The organism is Gardnerella rara (assembly GCF_055452355.1).
The window spans coordinates 222,499-243,484 of record NZ_JBVBJP010000002.1 but is presented as its reverse complement, the minus strand read 5'-3'; the positions used below and the strand labels follow the sequence as shown (position 1 = coordinate 243,484).

The following is a 20,986-nucleotide window of genomic DNA, read 5'->3' as shown; positions in this document are numbered from 1 at the left end:
AGCGCGCTGCTTTATGGCGTTTTATTTTATAGCGATTAATCTTTTATAGCACTCTGATTTTCGTCGCTTTGCTCATCATCGCGCTTCTTCCTCATCTTATATCCCACAATAAAGCCAATAAGAAGCATAATCAGCCACGAAATAATCAAGCCGCCAATTCCCAACCAGGAATAGCTATTTCCGCTTTTACAAGGCGCAGCTTTATTTGATGATTTTCTTACCGATTTATTGGATTTATGCGATTTTGCATCTTTCGGCAAAGTTGGGCACTCGCATTTGCAAGTTCCACTATTGCTATTGAATTGCTTTTTTATTACAAAATTAGAATTATTTTCCGCCTCTGCGCGCTGTAGCACGTTATTTTGTACATCAGCACCTTGAGTTGATTGAGGCGATTTTTGAGGCTGTTTAATAAACGGATATACAAAATCATGATTCGAGTTAATATTCAAATCTGGCTTTGTAGTCACGTCTGGCAAAATATCCGAATCATCTGGACCATGCTCTGGCGTTGGAGTTGGCGTTGGCTGCGGTTCTGGTTCTGGCTCTGGCGTTGGAACAGGCGGCTTTGGCTTTTGCTTATGCGTTACATTAGCCGTAAAAGTTACGTCTTTCCACGCGACTAACTCATGATTTGAAATTTCTGAATCAGAAACATTACTACCATTGCTAACAGTTACCTCTGTTCTGCCTGGAGCAGTATTCCCAACTATGTAGTAGACTCCAGTTCCTATATTATTTCTACCAACAGTAGCCTCTTTAATATAATCACCTAATTTGCTCTCATCAACATTCCAAGTGACAGTATCTCCCTCAACAATTCCAAGAGATTTCTTTATACTATCCAAATTCATAACTGGTTTAGAACGAGAATTATCCGCTCCTTTAAGAAGATTTTTCAATTCATCAATCTTATTACTCTTAGATTCGCGAATAAGTTTAGCAGTATTAGTCAGACCCGAGTTTTCTGCATAAGACGCAAGCATTTCTCTAGCTTTCTCCAACTTTTCGGAAGCATTCAAATTCGCATCTTCACTTGGAGAATATTTATATTTGCAATTAGTAAATTTTGTATCACTTAAATTATGCTTAACATTTTTACCCTGTAGCACGTCAGCAACACAAGTTAGAGAAGTATTATCAGCATTATTCTTAAACGTAATCTCAATATAATCGCGCACTATACGCATATAATTAGCTTCTGTTTTAGGATTTAATTCAACATTTTCGCCTGGATTTTTAGCAGATTTTCCACCCGATTTACGCCATACGCCTTTAGCTCTATAAGGTAGGAAATTGCCTACGTAAGTAAAATCACGCAGAGTATTGTTAAATACTACACCACGATACCCAGGTTCACCTTCACCAGGCAAACTATAATAGTTAGGATTTTTAGGAACATTTTCAGTAGGAATAAACCATTTACTTAAATCTAGCGATTCTAAAGCTGTCATATAAAAAGCACAATACATGTCATTTATATTTCTAGTGTTCCATTCCTCAATTCCTGGTATAGATGAAAGTTTGTTACAGTTAAAGAACATCCCCTCAATGGTCTTTAATTTACCTTCTGTAGATGGAAATATTTCTACTTCTTCTAGAGAGCTACACTCTCTAAACATACTTATTGTGTCTTCAATACCTGCATGCTGCCATCCAGATAAATCTATGTTTTTTAGCTTTTTGCAATATTCAAACATGGAATGCACGTTCTTTACATTCGTCATATCCCAGTTATTAATACCATCTAAAGTTCTAAGATTCTCACATTTAGAAAACATTGAGTCTGCATTACCACGTTCAAGTTTATTACTGAACTTTATATGCTCTAGACCAATTATTTTCTGAACACCTTCAAACCCATAAAACATTTGCGATGCAGCAGATAATGTCATGTCTTCATCTATGACAATAATTTTTATTTGATTAATTAAAGCGGTTTTATTATTATAACCATCATAAATTGACTCTACAGTATTAGAATCATTGCCTATCAACAATTTTCCATTTACATCATCTTTTGAATTCTTAGGCTTCAAATGCAAAACTTGGAAATTATTTGTAGGATCGTATTCTAAATTACGGCCTTTCAGATCAATCCAGCTGCCAGCCTTTTCAATTTTTATATCATCTGCATCTATGCCATAAGAATTATCAGCTGAACGCTCACCCGAAGCCGAACCAGCCGAACTCGCCGAACGAGTGGCACCTTTGGCACCTTTGGGAGCAGCAGCACCGGAAATCGCGGAAGCGGAACGCGCGTTGCCTACCAATCCGACTGCGCTTGTAATTGTTGGCAACGTCATTGTTACTGCCACAATCGCAGACGCACAGATGGCCACAATTTTATAAATCCCACTCTTATTCTTCATCTTCTAATCCTATGCAAAATAAAATGCTATCCCAAACACATCAACGCTAGCACTTAAAAAAAAAAATGGAAGAGAAATAGGAAAACATACTTCACATCCATATATTTTTGTAACTAATTGCTACTCTTATTCGGAAAAATTATTTTTTGCAGAACTATTTCAACATAAATTATTTGCGGTACTTTTTAAATTATTCAATCTCAATTTCGATTTAATCCGCATCTTTGCACACACGCAGTTACAAAAACACACACTACAGTATGCTGCTAACGTTATTTTAATTTGATAGAATTTTAGATAGTCCCTCGAATAGTCACCCGCTGGTGCGCGTTTCCTTACATAGCGTAATGAATAGAGGGGCTATAATTTTATCTATTATTTTTGGACTATAACCCCAATTTTGCAATTTAGTGATTACTAACTATCTGGCAGCAAATTTACGAGTTGCAATTGCAAGACCCGCAAAGAATCCAGCAAACAGTGCCGCAATTGAAGAAATAATCCAACATGTTGCTGCAGTTCCAGTAGTTATTAAATACCCTCTACGCACGCCGTCAAGCGTATTAGTGCTAGAGGAATCATCGCTCTTATTGAGCTTATTTTCTTGAGCATTAGGGCATATGCACTTACTTTGCCCTGGTGTTTTATTTGATATTGCAGGCTTTCCGCCGAAACCACTAAATCCGCCAAGATCTGGAGTAGAATCAGGCTTCAATTCTTGTTTTGGCTCTGGAAGAGGCGCTGGAGAAGGATTTGGAGCAGGATTTATAATCTGCGGAATGCATGGTCTAGGCTTATCTGACTTCTTATTGTTCTTAATAGTTGCAGTAAAAATTGCATCAACCCATGCGTATAAATGCGTATTTTTTACAACCCTATCGTCTGGAATAAACTGTTCAAATTTTGGACTGACAAATTTAGAATTACTACTACTCTTATCTGATGGACTATAAACACCTGTTTCGTCATCTTGCACAATAAAATTATAAGGAGCAACCTTATTAATATCCCAAACAACAGTATCTTTTTTATCAATTCCAAGAACAGCTTTTATTTGATCAAAAGTCATAGGAGCAGACCTAGAAGACTCTGCTTCTTTAAGAAGATTTTTTAATGCCGAAAGAGAACTACTCTTAGAATTACGAATTAACTTAGCAGTATAACTTAAGCCTATGCTTTCTGCATACTTTGCTAATTCTTCCTTCTTTATACTTAAATCTTTTGTATCGCTTTGTTTATCTGCATCTGTTTTATCAAAATTATCATCCCTATATTCATGATGACAATTCAAGAATTTAGCTTCATAATCACCTTTATGCAATTCATAAGACTTACGTCTATACATTGTACGTGAACCTTCTTGAAACTTCACAAGACCTTGCAATGCGTCAACAGAACAAACAATATAATCATTACTATATGTAGTATTAAAGGTGACTTTAATATAATCTCGAACTATGCGAAGAACATTTTGTTTTCCATTATTTGAAATAAGATTTTCACCAGGAGTTTTGCCTGTTTTACCACCAAATATTCTCCAAATACCATGATTAAGACCAGATATAAAAGCTTTTGAAAGATTGCCTCTTTCATCTAAAACATCATACGGACCTTTACCACCCATGTTTGGATAAGGATAATAATACACTTTTGGTTGCTCAGCTTTATTTGCAGGAAGAGATAAATCTCGAAGCCCTACCGAATTAAACATAGCGCCTATAGAATTATGCACTATACTACTAGTTCCCTGCTCAGGAACATCTTTATTCGGGAACTTCCATTTACTCAAATCTAAGACTTCAACACCACTGCCTTGGAACATTTCTGCCATATCTTCAACTCTTGAGGTATCCCAATCTTTTATACCATTAATCTCTTTTAGCTTTGAAGTAAAGTAAAACATTTTCTCCATAGTTGTCACATTTTTGGTATTAAATTTTTCTAAGCCTTCTACACTTGAAAGCTTGGACTCACCTCTCTTCCAACTCATGTTGAACATATCGTTTATTTTTGTTAACTTTCCACTTTGTGAAGCAAATAACTTAGCACTTTCTAAATTAGAGCACATTTTAAACATGCCACTAGCATTGCTTATATTAACTTTTTGCCATTTGGATAAATCAATTGATTCTAATTTTTTGCAATAAGCAAACATTAAACTAGCATCTTCAACATTTTCCATATTCCAGTTTTCAAGGCCAGTTAAACTGAGCAAATTACCGCAATTATAAAACATTTTAAAAATGTTTACAGCTTTTCCATCTTTTTTGATGAACTTTATCTTTTTTAAGCCTTCTATAGACTCAAGACTAGAAAAATCAGAAAACATATTCTCTGCATTATTTATTTTAAAGTCAGTTCCACCTATAACAACCTTTTTAACGCTTTTATATCTATCATCATCAAGCAAATTTTCAAGATTACTTGCATCAACTGAATCATTAGAATTATTTGCTTGCAAATGCAAAATTGAGTTGTTTGCTCCACTTAATCCCCATTTAAGATTGCGATCAGAATCTGTAGTCCAATTTAATGGCTGCGGATCCGCATCTGATGATCTAGATTGAGCAGAAGAACTTACGGCAGACCCAGAAGACGAAGTGGAAGGAGTCGAAGTGGAAGGAGTCGAAGTGGAAGGAGTCGAAGCAGAAGCTGCATTATGAGTGGAATCGCTAGAAGCAGACGAGCCAACAGCACTAGAAACAGTCGGAACCAGCATTGCCAGAGCAGCAATAACAGACGCACAAATCGCAATGCTTTTATATAGTCTACTTTGATTCTTCATCTTCTAATCCTATGCAAAATAAAATGACATCCCTAAAATATCAACGCTAGCACTTAAAAAAAAAAATGGAATAGAAAATGTAAAATACACTAAAAAACAACTATTTTTTATAAAAAACTAACCTTAAACAAAAATAGTTAATGTAAATTATTACAAATCGTTAAAAAATAAAACAGGAATCGCGCACGTTGCAACACTCTTATAAACAAATAATTCGCTATGATTAAGTAGTGAATAAAACAGAATTTAATCGCAAGAAGCAGGGTGGCTTAAATGTTAGACGTTGTTCAATTATATAAAGAGCTTGACAATATGTTTGCTGCTCACACAAATGCGCAAGAAATCGAAAAATACTTGATGGATGCGCTGCACGAAGCAAATTGCGCATATGGCGAATCGCAAGAATCAAACGCTCAAGCATTGCAACTATCTGTGTTAAACGAGTTGATGGGATTTTATAGGTCTAGAGGAGAACACGACAAAAACAAGCCAATCATTGATAATGCGCTAGATTTGGCAAAAAAGATGGATTTAGCAGGCAGTGAAGCAGGAACAACCACGCTGATTAACGCTGCTACAAGCCTTCGCGCAGCTGGCGATTATGAACGCGCAAAAAACATTTACAATCAGGCGTTAGAAGAGGCGGCTAAAACGCTGGGACCTAAAAATCGCAAGTTGGCAGCACTTCACAACAATCTTTCAATGCTTTATAGCGAAACTGGAAGCACTGCAAAGGCTGTTGAGCAGCTTAAAAAGGCGCTTGAAATCTTAGAAGAAACGAGTTTAAACACTTCTACCGATATTGACGTAGCAGCAACTCACACAAATATTGCGCTGGCGATTTTGCAAGAGGCACGGGAAACTCAGGATGTACAAGAGGCGCAAGAAACGCAAAATAGCTACTCTTCCCTAGTAAATCTTGCTCTTAGCCATGCGCAAAAAAGCATAGACATTTATAAAGCTGGCGGCAACCAAAATCAGCCGCATTACGCCTCGGCATTGGCAGGTTTTGCGCAAGTTCAATACGCAATGGAAAACTACACTAGCGCGGCACAAAGCTACAAAGAAGCACTTGATTTGATTGCACAATGCTACGGGGAAGATAGCGAGTCCTATGCGATTACGCTGGAAAATTTGCGGCAAGCGCAGAAGGCAGCAGAAAAGTTTACGGCTGGCGGCGTGACGGATGCGATTCAGTGTGCTGCGGAAAAATCGCAAGCAACCACACAAGCACAGCCAGAGTCAAATAAAACTACACAATCAAACAAAAATATAAAAGCAGAAAATAATCCAAAAATAAAAAACGGCATGCAACTTGCAAAAGAATATTGGCAAACCTACGGAAAGCCGCTGCTTGAATTACCAAAATTTAAAGACTACAAAAACCGCATAGCTGCAGGATTAGCGGGCCACGGATCGGAATGCTACGGATTTGACGACGAGATTTCACGCGACCACGATTTTGGACCAGGATTCTGCTTATGGCTTACAGATGAAGACTATGCGAAAATTGGCGACGATTTGCAAGCAACTTACGATTCTCTTCCGCAAGAATTCGCTGGTTTTGGCTCTAGAAAAGAAACGCCGCGCGCTAAATCATGTGAAAGCAGCAAGCGAGTCGGAGTATTTAGCATAAGCGAATTTTTTGAAAACATAACAGGATTTTCCGCCGCACCAAGCCAAGACGAGCCGCATTTATGGCTTTCGCTAAGCGAGCCAACACTTGCTGCAGCTACGAACGGCCAAATTTTTGCAGACCCACTTGGAGAATTTAGCAAAACGCGTCAAAGCTTTAAACTCATGCCAGACGATGTGCGAATCTCGCTAATATCTAGAAGGCTGGGCATGATGGCTCAAGCAGGTCAATACAATGTTCCACGAATGCTTGCGCGAAAAGACGGGGCTGCAGCATGGCTTTCTATAAACGAGTTTGTACATGCAACAGCTTCAATCGTATTTTTGCTAAATAACCCAATAAGTGCGGGATATTTGCCATATTACAAATGGCAATTTGCAGCTTTGCGCAAGCTAAGCGCGCGAATGGCGTCTAGACTTTCTGGCGTGTGCAATCAGCTTGAATCGCTTATGCGACTAAGCTCCGCAGCATGCTTTGGCGGAATCGGATTTGGCGAAGGCACAAAAGGCGGCAGCGAAGCCGAATCTAAAATAAACGCGATTATTCAAAACGTGTGCAACGAAGTAGTGCAAGAGCTTAAATATCAAGGCTTAAGCGATTGCAGCGAGACGTTTTTAGAATGGCAACGCCCGTATGTTGAAGCACATATTAATTCGCGCGCTGCGTGCTTAAGGAGCTTATGATGTGCAATTCATTATCAAATTCGAAAACACAAAGTCCAAAAACGCAAAAGCTTGCCGAAGAGATTACAAAGCTAGAATGGCAGCAATTCCAGCTTACGCAAAACGAAGGCGGACGCGCGAACTGTCAAGGAAACTGGCCAACATTCCACATTATGCGAATGAGCCAATTTTTAACTTGGCCGCGCGATTTGCAAGAGTCTTATAAAAAAGATCTTGAGCGCGCAAATAGCGATGGCGGTAATTTGATAACAGAAAAATATGCAAGAATGATGGAGTCTACTGCCCCAGAAATTTTTGAACGCACGATTAAGCCTTATATTAAGCCGATTTTGGAGCCTAGAAAAAGTGCGCAAGAGCAGGTTATTTTAACGCAAGTTAAGTGGGCTGAAGATTTTTGCAATCACTATCCTAATTTAGGTCTTGCAATGCGCGTTCTAAAAACAAGCGAAGATACAGCAGAAAATACGTCTTTTGAAACGTATTTGCGAGGAGAATTAAGCACGTATTCTAACGATACTTTTGCTAAATATAAGGCTTTTATAGAAGATTTGACGGCAAAAAATCTAAATCTTACGCAAATGATTATTGAAAATACTGTGTACATGTATGGCTACGATTCACTTGAATCCGCCGAACACGCACACTAGTTAACTTGCTTATAAAAACTTGCTTTTGTGCGTTATATTTTAATAAATAGCGCACAAAAGCAAGTTACAAAATCAAAGCTAAAAAACCTAATCAAGCATAAGATTTATTAGTTTTGAGATAGCGGAAATAACATCTTCAAAATTTACACTTTTCGCGTACTGATGCTTCTTAGCATATCTATTCCATCTATCGATTACAGCACTATCGCATGAGATGCATTCAAGTATTTCACATGCTTTTACTTTTGAAAAATACGTATTTCTATGCTTGCAAGTAAGTGACATAGCAATTTTTAATACACTAAAATCAATACTTTCATTAATTTGATTCACAAACTCACAATCGGCTAAATACGCAATAGCAACTCCACAATTCCCGTTATTAGACGCATTCAGCGAATTCATAATTGCGTAAATATCGTAAAAGTCTTTGCTTCTTGTATTACTCTCCGCCTTAGAAAGAATGGTTTGCAATTTTTCAGCCAATACTGATTCAAGTGGATACATTTGCAAATCTATATCATCTCCAAGAACAGTAGAATATTTTCCCACTTTAACTTCTGGATACATTGGATCTCCAGTAGCTATATCAACCGAAAAAGGAAACCTAATTTTATCTAAATGACCGATTATATGAAAACGATATCCACCATATTCATCTTCAGGTCTAATAGAATCAATAGAATCGTTGATTTCAAACCACACACCATCATGGTTTTCATCATAAGCTGTAACACTTTTAATAATATTAAATAAATAAGAATCCTCCATTTTTAAACCATTAACCAAAAAATCAATATCTTGGGTTGATCTATTATCAATTCCAAGCACAAAGCTCAGAAGCATTCCGCCTTTCAAGACGAAATTATTTTTATACACACTTTTTGCAAGCAACTTCAAAAACTCATCAAAGAAATATCTACTTAACAAAGTGTTGTAATCTAAGCTAAGTTCTTGCGACTTGTTACGCAAACGCTGAGTAACACTATCTCTAATTGCAATACTTTTACTACTACTGTTATTCATCGAGAATCTCCAAAATATCGTCAACTTGCCGAAGAATACCAAATTTTTTGGCATATTCGCGCAATCTATGTACATCTTTCTTAGGATTTCTCACATACGCACGCAAAGCCTTACCAAATATCTCTGAATCCTGGCGCCTACGATTTCTAACCAAATCGCAGATAGTGCGCTCCATATTATAAACCATCACATAATTACCAATAACCGTACGCACTTGAGTGATACCAATTCTATACCATTTTTTCTCAATTCGATGCACTTCAACATCACTTTTTATGCGCCACGTGTTGTATCCTTGGCATACCGTAACTTCGTTTATAAACGGCATGCGATCTGTAAGATTATGCAAATACAAGGCAGTTTGGTAAGAGTATATGCAAGCTCTATTACGAAGCTGGAAAAAATAAAGTTCATCATAATTATTTGAATTGCTATCGAAATAAACTCCGCGCGCAACTCTTTCCAAATCATTATTTTTGACCATGCTAGTTAGATACCAAGAGTCAATTCCTGCAGAAGAAATTTCTTTTGCAGTGACAATACCGTTATTTTTCCTAACTATTCCTTTAATCGAACTAATATTCGTTCTCTTTTGATTCGCTGTTACTTTCACTGATGCATACCAACCTATTAAAAAATTATCATTTTATAGATAACAAACACTTATAAAAAACTTGCTTTTGTGCTTTATTATTATATAAATAAAGCACAATTGCAAGTAAATACAGCTAAAAAGTTACATATAGGTGATTATTTAGGACTGAAAAACGTAAACATCAGCAAATGTTTATAAGTCAAGTATTGACACTGTTGACAAACATTGACAAATTCAAATAACTATTGATAAATATTTACAAATGTTGAGGCAACTATAGTGTGAATAGTTTTATTACAGTGTGAATAATTTTGCAGATGCACAGCCAATTCTTTGCGCAGTTTTTAAGCTACGCAAATCAGATTCAACAAAAACGGTGGAAGATACACGCAAACCATTTTTGTGCAAAAAATCTCGATAAATCATAATATTCGGCTTGCGCAAATGCGATTCGCAAGATGCACTAACGCCGTTTATATCGCCAAGTATTGGGCAAGTTGCTCGCGCGCAATCAATCCACTCTTGCGAAGCATTTCCCAACGCCCAAACGCGCACACCTTTTGCAATCAAATCGCGAGCAAGAGACGCAAAACGCGCTCGCTCCCCTAAAAATCCGCGTGAAAAATTCTTAAAATACAGGCGATAAAGCCAAGTTACAGCAGGACCGTGATGCTCGCTAAACGATTCCAGCGCGCGCTGGCTGCTCCATGCCGCCTCTCGCAAAGCCTCATGAAACTCAAAACCCCATTCTGGCTCGTAGCTAAACAGAACTTCGCCAATATAATCTGGATAATCCGATTCCAACGTGCGCCGCGCATCCCAATCAACAAGAAGATGCAAGTCAAAAACAACATCCGTTATGCCGTTTTCAACAATTTTTTGCGCACACAAATCGCAGCAGCCATCACTATTCTTGCAATCATCACTATTCTTAAAATCATTGCGATTAGGCGAAAAATCTTCTGCATAAATCATTAAAAATCCTAAATTATTCGGTTGGAGAAATTCCGCCAGCATAGGACGACATTCCAGAAGCGCCAGGAGCACCAGTACCATATCCAGCACCAGAAACACCAGCGCCAAAGCTAGCAGGCAAATTGTTCAAATTATACCCAAGCGCCTCAAGCTGCGCGCGCCCATCTTCCGTAATATTTTCAACACTCCAACGCGGCTTCCAAGTCCAATCAATTCTAAATTCATCTACAAGCCCCACCAGCGCACTCGCACACTCGTCTTCAATCAAATCCGTAAGCGGGCAAGCAGGCGTTGTAAGCGTCATTGTAAGAATCGCGCGACCAAGCTCATCAATCTCAATCCCATAAACCAAGCCCAAATCAACAACATCAATACCAAGCTCTGGGTCCACAACATTGTGCAAAGCCTCTTGAATATCTTCCTCGCTCACGCGCCCAATACTGTTTGCGCTAAGAGTTGATTCTGCTTGATTTTCTGCCATCTTGTTCCTTATTTTTGGTGTTACACTGCGATTTTATAAAGCCACATACGATTTTATAAAGCCTCAATAGCCTTTGCAATACCGTCTTTTAAGCCTTCCCATGCAAGCAACGCGCACTTGATTCGCATTGGATATTTAGAAACGCCTTGAAAAACCATTGCATCTTCCAAATCATCCTCGTCTTGCTCGCTTTTTAACCCCGCTCCCCTAGATTCCATGAGCTTGTGAAAAAGAGCGGCCAATCGCAAGGCATCCGCAACAGTTTTTCCCTCAACCAAATCAACCATAATCGAAAGACTCGCTTGAGATATTGAGCAACCGTGGCCATCCCACTTAATACTTTTAACAAGCGCATTGCTTGAATTATCAGCGTTTTTAGCGAGTTCCACATGCATTGTAACCTCATCTCCACAAGTTGGGTTAAATTGATGAGATTCGCCAAATGCGTAGCCTTTATTAGCTTCTACAGCACAATTTTCGTGATGATTTGTAATTGTTATATTAGAATCGTTTTTTAACTCTTCGGCTGCTTGCGACTTTTCCGCAACATCCGCAACTTTCTCTTCCTGCATTTCTGCTTTTAAAAGACTCTCTGTGCTCAAAAAATGCGTTTTTCCATGCGGATTTCTAGCAGCATCCAGAATCACTTCTTGATACATGCTTTCTAAGCCACTACCATCATCAAAACTCATATCGAACATACGCACTCCTTGCTTTAAAATATTACGACTATGCGGCAAAATATGCGCGAACGCGGGAAACGGCTTCCACAAGCACGCTAGCTTCTTCGATTGTGTTATAAACACCAACAGATGCGCGATTGGAAGCATACACGCCAAAATGGCGATGAATCGGCTGAGCGCAATGATGCCCAACGCGAATCGCGATTCCTTGCGCATCCAAAAACTGGCCAACGTCGTGCGGATGCACGCCTTCAACTTCAAAAGAAACTGTGCCAATGCGATTGTTTAAATCAAGCGGTCCAAGAATGCGAACGCCTGGAATATCTTGTAATTCCAGTAATTTAGCTGCAATGCACTTCTCGTGTTCTGCAACTTTTTCCATATTTAACTCGCGCAGCCAATCCGCAGCAACTCCTGCCGCAACCATTTGTGCAACCGGCTGAGTTCCTGCCTCAAAACGGTAAGGCGCATCCATGTATTGTGCCGGCTTGTTAAGCCATGCAAGCTCCACCATAGATCCTCCAAAATTGGCTGGCGGAAGTGCATCTAAAAGATTGCGGCGGCCATACAAGAATCCAACACCCGTAGGACCGTACATTTTATGCGCACTAAACGCTGCAAAATCAACGTCTAGAGCGTGAAAATCAACTGGAATATGCGGAACAGACTGGCAAGCGTCAAGAACAAAAATTGCCCCAACTTGGTGCGCACGCTTGCAAATTGGCGAAACATCTGTGATTGCGCCCGTAACGTTGCTAATATGCGTAACAGCAACGATTCTAGTGCGCTCATCAATAACAGTGCTTAGATAATCCGCGTCCGCTCGCACGCGGCCATCTTCAGTTACATCAATCCAGCGAAGCTCCGCGCCTGAGCGAATCGCAAGCTCTTGGAATGGCAATAAAGCGGAATGATGATCTGCCCTAGAAACAACAATATTGTCTCCCTTATTAATCACAAAATTATGACTCAAAGTTAAGTTATCTTCCGTAAAACCAGGGCGATTTAGCCTAGCGTTAATCGTTGCGTTTCCAATAGAAGTGGCAAGAAGATTAAGCGCTCCTGTAGCGCCAGGCGTAACAACAATCTCTTCGCTGCCTTCTTTGCTACAAGCACCAACCAGCTTTGCAACTTTTGCACGCGCTTCTTCAAAAGCAACTGTGCTAAGCGCTGCCAACTCGTGCGCTCCTCTATGCACGCCAGCATTAATCGTTTTATAAAACTCGCTTTCGGCGTTAATCACAACTTGCGGCTTTTGAGAAGTTGCTGCAGAATCCAAGTAAATCAAGGGTTTTGAATGTACTTTGCGGCTTAAAATGGGAAACTGATAGCGCAAATCTTCAAAATCGCACATTAACGCATTATCTGTTTTAAGATTTTTATGATTAAACATTCAAAATCCCCTTTTAAGCAAATTTATAACTTAAAAGCCGCTCCCCCAAAACAAAGATTGAAGGAGCGACTTTCAAGACTTAAATCTTAATAATTAGCGCTTTACGAACAGCCAAGCATAAAAGCCTAAAAGCATAAAACATAAAGCATAAAGCTAATATTAGAATCCAAATTGCGCTGCAGCCTGACGAAGAGTCTCTGCAGAACGCTTCAAAGCAGCAAGCTCACGATCCGAAACTGGAGTGTTTAGACGAGAGTTAACACCATTGCGGTTCAACAAAGTTGGAACCGACATGCAAACGTCCGAGATTCCATGGAAGTCGTCAAGCAAAGAAGACACTGGCAAAATGCGGTTGGTGTCGCGAAGAACAGCCTCAACAATATCTACACCAGACATTGCAATAGCGTAGTTTGTAGCGCCTTTACCGTTAATAATCTTGTAAGCTGCGTTCTTAACTTCTTGATGGATTTCTTCGCGCTTAGCCTCGTCCAATGGCTCGTGGCCTGGAAGAGCATTCCATTCGCACATTGGAACGCCACCAATAGTTGCAGAAGCCCAAAGTGGAACTTCGGAATCGCCATGTTCGCCAGCAATATAGGCGTGAACGTTCTTAACATTTACACCCGTGTGCTGAGCAATAAGGAAGCGCAAACGTGCAGAATCAAGGTTTGTACCCGATCCAAACATTTGATTAGCAGGAAGACCAGAAAGCTTCATAGAAACATGCGTAACAACGTCAACAGGATTTGTAATCAGCATGTAAATTGCATTTGGAGCAACCTTAACAACGTTAGGAATAATCGACTTCATAATGTTGATAGTTGCGCCTGCAAGCTCCAAACGAGTCTGGCCAGGCTTTTGACGAGCGCCAGCAGTAATAACAACCATATCCGCATCGCGGCAGATTTCAACGTCGTCGGAACCAGCAATAGAAACAGCTGGATAGAAGCTGGAACCGTGCTGCATGTCTAGAACTTCTGCCTCAACACGTTCCTTAGCGATATCCTCAAGCACAATTTCACGAGCAACACCGCGCTGAGCAGCAGCAAACGCAAGCGTAGAACCTACTGCACCAGCACCAATAATCGCAAGCTTTGTTGGCTTAACCTGAGAATTCACCATTAGAAAACCCCTTTTCCAAAAACAGAGTCAACCCTCTAGCTAAATAAATAACTCAAAATATAAGGGCTGCTCTCACAATAGAGATATATGCATGAACAGCTTTTACTTTAATCACACCTACGGAATTTTGCTTAAACCGCAATTTGCATAAGTTTTGCCGCTAAAGAATCGTTAACAAGAGCATCTAAATACACTCCAGAATCCTTGTATTCCGCCGAATTTACAATGCCATTTTCCCTAACTTTAGATAGCAGAGATCCCGAATAATCGCTGTAAGGAAGAGTGACTTTAACGTGAACATGTGGGGAAGGTAACAAATTTTCCATACGCGTTTTTAGTCGCTCAATATTTTCGCCACTTGCAGCAGACACAATTAAAGAATCGGGGTACAAAGATTGCAAACGCAAACGCATTGGCTCTTGCATAACGTCCGACTTATTAAACGCAATAATCTGCGCAATGTCTTCTACACCATCAATCTGAGCCAAAACCTCGTTTACTGCTTCAATCTGAGATACTGGGTCTGGGTGAGAACCGTCAACAACGTGCAAAATAACGTCTGCCTGTCCAACCTCTTCCAAAGTTGACTTAAACGCTTCTACAAGCTGAGTTGGCAGCCTTCGCACAAAACCGACCGTGTCTACAAGCGTGTACGTGCGCCCATCTTTAGTTAAAGACTTTCGAACAGCAGTATCCAAAGTGGCAAAAAGCGCGTTTTCTACAAGCTCCTTAGAGCCAGTAAGTCTATTTATAATCGAAGATTTTCCAGCGTTTGTATACCCCACTACTGCAACGGTTGGAATATCTTGACGACGCCTAGATCCACGTTTTGTTTCGCGAGTTGGTGCCATTAGCGCAATGTCGTGACGCAATTTTGAAATTCGATTCCTAATTGCGCGCCTATCCATCTCGATTTTTGTCTCACCTGGACCTCTAGAGCCGATTCCAGCGTCTCCAGCAGCGCGACCTCCAGCCTGCCTAGAAAGAGCAGCACCCCAACCTCTAAGTCGCGGAAGCATGTATTGAAGCTGAGCAAGCTCGACTTGCGCCTTTCCTTCCCTGCTTGTTGCATGCTGAGCAAAAATGTCTAGAATAACAGCCGTTCTGTCTACAACTTTGACTTTAGTGGCGTCTTCTAAAGCTCTTCTCTGGCTTGGTGGAAGATCGTCATCTACAACAATAGTATCCGCATCATTTTGCGCCACAACAGCTGCAAGTTCACGCGCTTTTCCAGAACCAACATACGTTGCTGCATCTGGTCTGTATCTTTGCTGCAACATGCCGTCACACACTACAGCTCCAGCTGTTTTTGCAAGCGCCGCCAATTCTCTAAGAGATTCTTCTGCCTGGCTTAAAGTTCCGCGAGCGCTAGACCATACGCCTACTAAAACAACGCGTTCCAGCCTTAGCTTTCTGTATTCAACCTCTGTTACATCTTGCAGCTCGCCAAGACCCGCAACTCGTTTTAGCGCATTTCTTGATTCGCGCTCTTGCCAAGCCTCATCGTGTATTTGCGCACTTAAATCAGCATTTGCAGTGTCTAGTAGTACTTCGGAATGTCCTGAAAGAACGTTGTTATGCTCATCTTTATGCTCAGGCATATTAAAACCACTTGCTAAATCACTGTTTTCTAGAGTGTCTACCAAATTTACGCCCTTTGCTGTTTTGTTTTAACCGTCACGCTAAATACGTTGTTAATATACGATTTACAACGTTTGTTTTATTATTGTGATTCTAGAAGACATAATTTTTAAATCAACAACAAAATGGCCATTAACACTTACAACAAAACCCAAAATACGAGTAATAACAAAGCTCCTAAAACAAATAAAATCGCTAAAAAAGCTAAGACTGGCGGAGAACAGTATTTTTCTGCTAACCCAAATTCTTTAGACTCAAGACGAACTTTGCACGTTGATTTGCGCGGGCGCAATTTTGACGTACAGGTGTCTAACGGCGTGTTTAGCGCTTCTAGACTAGATTTAGGAACCGCAGTTTTGCTTAAACACGCGCCACAACCCCCAGAAAATGGGCGTTTCTTCGACATTGGCTGCGGCTGGGGTGCAATTAGCTTGGCTCTAGGATTTGAATCCCCTAATGCACAAATTTATTCTGTAGACGTTAACGAACGCGCATTGGAACTTACTAAGTTAAATGCTAAAAATGCTGGATTAAACAACATTCACACCTATCTTGTAGAAGATGCGTTAAAAGAAGATTCATCTAAAAACATTGATCTTATTTGGTCTAATCCGCCAATTCGCGTTGGAAAAGATGTTTTGCACAATATTTTGCTCACCTGGCTTCCTCGCTTAAAAGTTGGAGGAGCTGCGTATTTGGTTGTTCAAAAAAATCTTGGTTCCGACTCGCTAATCCCTTGGCTTTCTAAAAATCTTGGGGAAGATTTTAGCGTGGAAAAATACGCAAGTTCTAAAGGATACAGAATTATAGAAGTCTTAAGAAAATAGATTTATAAGGATTTAGCAGGATTTAGCAGGATTTAGCAGGATTGAACCATGAACTTTGACTACCCTAGTGAGCTGCCAATAAGCGCTGCCCACAATCAGATTATTGAGGCTATTAAAGAGTCGCAAGTTGTAATCGTATCTGGTCAAACTGGTTCTGGAAAAACTACTCAAATACCAAAAATGGCTTTGGAGCTTGGAAGAGGAGGGCGTGGAAAACAGATTGTTCACACTCAGCCTCGCCGACTTGCTGCACGCACAGTTGCCGAGAGAATCGCAAGCGAAATGGGCGTTAAGCTTGGCGAAGAAATCGGCTACCAGGTGCGTTTTAACGACGAAAGCTCATCTAAAACAAAACTTCGCATTGTTACAGACGGTATTCTACTTGCACAAATTCAGCGCGATCCACTTCTTACTAGATACGACACGATTATTATTGACGAAGCTCACGAACGCAGCCTAAACATTGATTTTTTGCTTGGATATTTAACAACCCTTTTGCCAAAGCGCAAAGACTTAAAGCTAATTATTACTTCTGCAACAATTGACTCCGCAAAGTTTAAAGACCATTTTGAACAAGCTTTGCATATTAAAGTTCCTGTTATAGAAGTTTCTGGGCGAACATACCCCGTGCGAATACTTTACGAGCCTCTTGGAAGCGCACCTTCACTTATGAAGCACGTTCCAGGTTTTGCCGATATTTCTATGGATGATGAAAGCGTGGCACAAAGCCAAAATCTTTCGGAAAGCGGCGATATTTGCGACGAAGACATTGCTTCGGCTGTAACTCGCGCATGCGCTCAGCTTGTGATTCATTCCAGCCATACTCAAGGCGCGCGAGATATTATGGTTTTTGCTTCTGGCGAGCGCGATATTCGCGAGTTTGAATCCGCATTGCGCTCCTATTTTGGCGCGCGTGCAAGCAACATGAGTCGCAGTGACGCCATTGAGATTGTTCCGCTTTTTGCACGTCTTTCTTCTAAAGACCAGCATCGCGTTTTTGAACATCACACGCATCAGCGCATTGTAATCGCCACTAATGTTGCAGAAACTTCTCTTACGGTTCCTGGAATTCGCTACGTTGTGGACCCTGGTTTTGCCAGAATTTCGCGCTATTCCAAGTCTGCCAAGGTTCAGCGCCTTCCTATAGAACCTATTTCTCAAGCAAGCGCAGATCAGCGCTCTGGTCGTTGTGGGCGAATCGCAGACGGCATTGCAATTCGCCTGTATTCTAGGGAAGATTACGAGACTCGCCCTCGCTTTACCGACCCAGAGATTCTTCGCACTTCACTGGGATCAGTTATTTTACACATGCTTTCTGTTGGAGTTGCTAAAACTGGCGAAGACATAACAAACTTTGGTTTTATTGACCCTCCAGACATTAAGGCTGTTAGCGACGGTTTTAACGAACTTAGCGAACTTGGCGCAATTACGCGAAAATCTGGAGTTATAAGCCTAACTCGTATTGGACGCGAGCTTAGCCGTATTCCAATCGACATTCGCCTTGGACGCATGATTATTGAGGCCGCACGCAATACTACACCAAATACTTTGGCTGCAATTCTTGTTATTGTTGCATTTTTGAGCTTACAAGACCCACGCGAGCGCCCAGAAGACAACCGAGAAGAAGCAGATAGGCTCCACAATCGATACTCAGACGAGTTAAGCGACTTTTTAACCGCTTTAAATATTTGGGATTGCATATTCCAGGCAGACGGCGAAATCAGCAACAACGCCCTCAGGCGACTTTGCAAATCGGAATTTTTCCACTTTTTACGCCTAAAACAGTGGAAAGATTTAGTTAATCAGCTTAAAGATTTATGCAAAGAGCTTAATTATAACGTTGGCGAACCGCTGCCTGTTAAACGCGCGCCACTAGAAATCCGCCAATTGCCAAACAATCAGCAGGCGGCTCATAGCCTTTGCTGCACTTGGGATTACCAGGGAATCCATTCTTCTATGCTTTCGGGCTTGCTTTCTATGATTGGCATGCAAGTTATTCGCGAGCCAAAGGCTTCGGATTTTGCAGGTCTTCGCGGAACAGCCAAGATTCGCGCAATTAAACGCGCTCAAAAAATGGCAAAAAACGATTATCAAGGCGCTAGAAGCACACGATTTGCGATTTTCCCCGCTTCCGCTGTTTCTAAATCCACACCTTCTTGGATTATGTGCGCGCAGCTGGTTGAAACTTCTAGGCTTTGGGCTAGATATTGCGCGCAAATCGACCCAGCTTGGGCAGAGCCTTTGGCCAAGAATCTTACTCGCGTAAACTATTCAGATGCTCATTGGAGCGCAAGCAAAGGCTGTGCAATCGCCCAATCGAAGGTTCTTTTGTACGGCCTGCCAATTGTGCAAAATCGCACTGTTCAGTGGTCTAAAATCAACCCTTATGAATCTCGTATTATTATGATTCGCCAAGGTCTTGTAGAAGGAAACGTTCAACAGCGTTTTCCATACAACGATTTTATCTCCTCAAATATTAACGTTTTAGACGATGCCGACAATCAAACAAACCGCACTAGGCAGGCAAGCGAAACCGTAAACGACGAGGATTTATTTACTTTCTACGATAATAAACTGCCTCAAGAAGCTACCACTATTGCAGATTTGGCTAAATGGTGGAAAAATTACCGGCTTAAAGACCCGCATTTTCTTGATTTTAACGCAGATTCTGTTGAGCGCCTGCAATATACAAATGACACTGATTTAGCAGACTACCCAGATACTTGGCATACGATTGGAACAGACGGCCAGAAAATTAATTTGCGTTTAAGCTACATTTACGATCCAAATAATCCTTTAGACGGCGTAACTGTGCATGTTCCGCTACATACGCTTTTGCGATTAAAGCCGCAAGAGTTTACGTGGAACGTTCCAGGATTATTAGACGAGCTTATTATTGGCATGATTAAGTCGCTCCCTAAAACTTTACGTGTGCAATTTGTTCCTGCTCCAGATACCGCGCAAAAAATACGTGAGTGGATTGACGAAAACTACGATTTTCTTCCGGGAATAAGCGAAAATCCGCAAGAAGACTTTAACTGGCAAGACTTTAGCGAAGTCTTTACTAAAGCTGCGATTAGCGTTGTTGGAGCACAAATCCATCCGCAGGTTTTAAGCGAAGAACAGCTGCAGCGATTATCGCCTTATCTGCGAGTAACTTTTAGTGTTGAGCAAAAGAAAACTAATCCAAACAATGCCAATAAGCAAAACCACAAAAGAATCAAGCCTACTGTTTTAGGAACAGATAAGTCGCTAGAAAACCTACAAAAACGCTTCGCTAAAGATGCACAAGACTGTGCGCTAAGTGTTGTTAACCGTAAAGCAGTTAAAGCTGCAGCGGCTGGAAATGTTGTTGAACGCGCTGATTTATTACACAAGTCGGGTGCAACTAATATTTCTAGGTGCCAAATGGTTTGGCAGGGCGCTCTTAATATGCTTAAGTTAGACGATAAGCGAATTACATCTAGATGGCTAGGATCCGAAGCTCTAATACTTGCATCTGCACCTTATAAGTCTTCTAAAGATTTGGCTCAAGATTTGCAAATGGCTGCCGTTAAGCGCCTTATACCAGATACTAGCAAGATAACTAATGACGTTGAGCTTAAAGAAGCTGTGGCAAACGTTGCCGAAGTTTACGAAGATACAGTTTATAGCATTGCACACAGTGTGATTGCTATTTTAAAACGATATGCTCAAGTTGAATCCGCCGTTAGCGGCAGAGCCGATTTGCCTATGCTAAGCGTTCTTCAATCAATTAGAGAACACGCATCTTCGCTTGTTTTCACTGGTTTTATTGCGAATGCAGATTCTAATGCACTTAGTTCAATCGACCGCTATTTACACGCGGATTTGATTCGACTCAATAAAGCTAAAGTAGATAAAAACAGAGATGTTCAATGGGCTTGGCAAGCAAGCGAGGCTCATCAAATTGTAATAGAAGCTCAAAAAACGGCTTGCAGCTTGCCTGCAGGTCCAAATAGAGACGAAGCTCAAGAAAAAGCGCAAAAACTAAAGTGGATGTGCGAAGAATTTTATGTTTCTCTTTGGGCACAAGAGCTTGGAACCGCATACCCAATTAGCATTCAACGCATGAAAAAAATTTGATAGCACACAAGCAAAA

The 20,986-nt window shown here is 40.6% G+C and carries 14 protein-coding genes; 4 read left to right on the top strand and 10 right to left on the bottom strand.

Annotated features, from left to right (window positions below; translation table 11 throughout):
• Window positions 1-35: 35 nt before the first annotated feature.
• Window positions 36-2,372: a BspA family leucine-rich repeat surface protein gene (locus ACZ0NX_RS02710; protein WP_464405338.1), complete on the bottom strand. Its 2,337-nt coding sequence runs from the start codon at window positions 2,370-2,372 to the stop codon at window positions 36-38.
• 421 nt (window positions 2,373-2,793) lie between these two features.
• Complete coding sequence (locus ACZ0NX_RS02705; protein WP_464405336.1) at window positions 2,794-5,157, bottom strand: BspA family leucine-rich repeat surface protein; 2,364 nt, start codon at window positions 5,155-5,157, stop codon at window positions 2,794-2,796.
• Window positions 5,158-5,430: 273 nt separating this feature from the next.
• Here ACZ0NX_RS02705 and ACZ0NX_RS02700 point away from each other — a divergent pair, with 273 nt between their 5' ends.
• A complete protein-coding gene (locus tag ACZ0NX_RS02700; RefSeq protein WP_464405334.1) occupies window positions 5,431-7,476 on the top strand; it encodes a DUF4037 domain-containing protein in 2,046 nt (681 codons plus the stop codon).
• Entirely contained in the window at window positions 7,476-8,123 is a 648-nt protein-coding gene (locus ACZ0NX_RS02695) for a DUF4125 family protein (protein ID WP_464405332.1), read from the top strand. The genes ACZ0NX_RS02700 and ACZ0NX_RS02695 overlap by 1 nt, the downstream gene beginning before the upstream one ends.
• 87 nt (window positions 8,124-8,210) lie before the next feature.
• Here ACZ0NX_RS02695 and ACZ0NX_RS02690 read toward each other — a convergent pair whose 3' ends face one another.
• The 8 genes from ACZ0NX_RS02690 to hflX all read right to left on the bottom strand — a co-directional run bounded on the left by ACZ0NX_RS02690 (window position 8,211) and on the right by hflX (window position 16,044).
• Window positions 8,211-9,149, bottom strand: a complete 939-nt coding sequence (locus tag ACZ0NX_RS02690; protein WP_415689125.1) for a nucleotidyl transferase AbiEii/AbiGii toxin family protein — start codon at window positions 9,147-9,149, stop codon at window positions 8,211-8,213.
• On the bottom strand, window positions 9,142-9,762 hold the full coding sequence (locus tag ACZ0NX_RS02685; protein WP_415689123.1) for a type IV toxin-antitoxin system AbiEi family antitoxin domain-containing protein: 621 nt from the start codon (window positions 9,760-9,762) through the stop codon (window positions 9,142-9,144). The genes ACZ0NX_RS02690 and ACZ0NX_RS02685 overlap by 8 nt, the downstream gene beginning before the upstream one ends.
• A 276-nt stretch (window positions 9,763-10,038) precedes the next feature.
• A complete protein-coding gene (locus ACZ0NX_RS02680; protein ID WP_464405330.1) occupies window positions 10,039-10,719 on the bottom strand; it encodes an HAD family hydrolase in 681 nt (226 codons plus the stop codon).
• 13 nt (window positions 10,720-10,732) lie between these two features.
• Window positions 10,733-11,200 carry a metal-sulfur cluster assembly factor gene (locus tag ACZ0NX_RS02675; protein ID WP_464405328.1) on the bottom strand — a complete coding sequence of 156 codons (468 nt, stop codon included), beginning with the start codon at window positions 11,198-11,200 and terminating at the stop codon, window positions 10,733-10,735.
• Window positions 11,201-11,253: 53 nt separating this feature from the next.
• The gene (gene sufU, locus ACZ0NX_RS02670) at window positions 11,254-11,901 is read right to left on the bottom strand and encodes a Fe-S cluster assembly sulfur transfer protein SufU (RefSeq protein ID WP_060787328.1); all 648 of its coding nucleotides are present in this window, start codon (window positions 11,899-11,901) and stop codon (window positions 11,254-11,256) included.
• Window positions 11,902-11,929: 28 nt separating this feature from the next.
• Entirely contained in the window at window positions 11,930-13,276 is a 1,347-nt protein-coding gene (locus ACZ0NX_RS02665; RefSeq protein WP_464405326.1) for a SufS family cysteine desulfurase, read from the bottom strand.
• 159 nt (window positions 13,277-13,435) lie between these two features.
• Entirely contained in the window at window positions 13,436-14,398 is a 963-nt protein-coding gene (locus ACZ0NX_RS02660; RefSeq protein ID WP_060787327.1) for an L-lactate dehydrogenase, read from the bottom strand.
• 131 nt (window positions 14,399-14,529) lie between these two features.
• Window positions 14,530-16,044 carry a GTPase HflX gene (gene hflX / locus ACZ0NX_RS02655; RefSeq protein WP_415695311.1) on the bottom strand — a complete coding sequence of 505 codons (1,515 nt, stop codon included), beginning with the start codon at window positions 16,042-16,044 and terminating at the stop codon, window positions 14,530-14,532.
• A gap of 120 nt (window positions 16,045-16,164) precedes the next feature.
• On the opposite strand from hflX, the gene ACZ0NX_RS02650 reads away from it, so the two are divergent.
• Together ACZ0NX_RS02650 and hrpA are read left to right on the top strand one after the other, a co-directional pair.
• Entirely contained in the window at window positions 16,165-16,866 is a 702-nt protein-coding gene (locus tag ACZ0NX_RS02650) for a class I SAM-dependent methyltransferase (RefSeq protein ID WP_415695310.1), read from the top strand.
• Between the two features lie 48 nt (window positions 16,867-16,914).
• Window positions 16,915-20,970, top strand: a complete 4,056-nt coding sequence (gene hrpA / locus ACZ0NX_RS02645; protein ID WP_464405324.1) for an ATP-dependent RNA helicase HrpA — start codon at window positions 16,915-16,917, stop codon at window positions 20,968-20,970.
• The last annotated feature ends 16 nt before the right edge of the window (window positions 20,971-20,986 follow it).

Bases quoted from the DNA above. Each gene is read 5' to 3' on its own strand.
- ACZ0NX_RS02710 (WP_464405338.1), bottom strand. From the start codon at position 2,372: ATGAAGAATAAGAGTGGGATTTATAAAATTGTGGCCATCTGTGCGTCT.
- ACZ0NX_RS02705 (WP_464405336.1), bottom strand. From the start codon at position 5,157: ATGAAGAATCAAAGTAGACTATATAAAAGCATTGCGATTTGTGCGTCT.
- ACZ0NX_RS02700 (WP_464405334.1), top strand. From the start codon at position 5,431: ATGTTAGACGTTGTTCAATTATATAAAGAGCTTGACAATATGTTTGCT.
- ACZ0NX_RS02695 (WP_464405332.1), top strand. From the start codon at position 7,476: ATGTGCAATTCATTATCAAATTCGAAAACACAAAGTCCAAAAACGCAA.
- ACZ0NX_RS02690 (WP_415689125.1), bottom strand. From the start codon at position 9,149: ATGAATAACAGTAGTAGTAAAAGTATTGCAATTAGAGATAGTGTTACT.
- ACZ0NX_RS02680 (WP_464405330.1), bottom strand. From the start codon at position 10,719: ATGATTTATGCAGAAGATTTTTCGCCTAATCGCAATGATTTTAAGAAT.
- ACZ0NX_RS02675 (WP_464405328.1), bottom strand. From the start codon at position 11,200: ATGGCAGAAAATCAAGCAGAATCAACTCTTAGCGCAAACAGTATTGGG.
- sufU (WP_060787328.1), bottom strand. From the start codon at position 11,901: ATGTTCGATATGAGTTTTGATGATGGTAGTGGCTTAGAAAGCATGTAT.
- ACZ0NX_RS02665 (WP_464405326.1), bottom strand. From the start codon at position 13,276: ATGTTTAATCATAAAAATCTTAAAACAGATAATGCGTTAATGTGCGAT.
- ACZ0NX_RS02660 (WP_060787327.1), bottom strand. From the start codon at position 14,398: ATGGTGAATTCTCAGGTTAAGCCAACAAAGCTTGCGATTATTGGTGCT.
- ACZ0NX_RS02650 (WP_415695310.1), top strand. From the start codon at position 16,165: ATGGCCATTAACACTTACAACAAAACCCAAAATACGAGTAATAACAAA.
- hrpA (WP_464405324.1), top strand. From the start codon at position 16,915: ATGAACTTTGACTACCCTAGTGAGCTGCCAATAAGCGCTGCCCACAAT.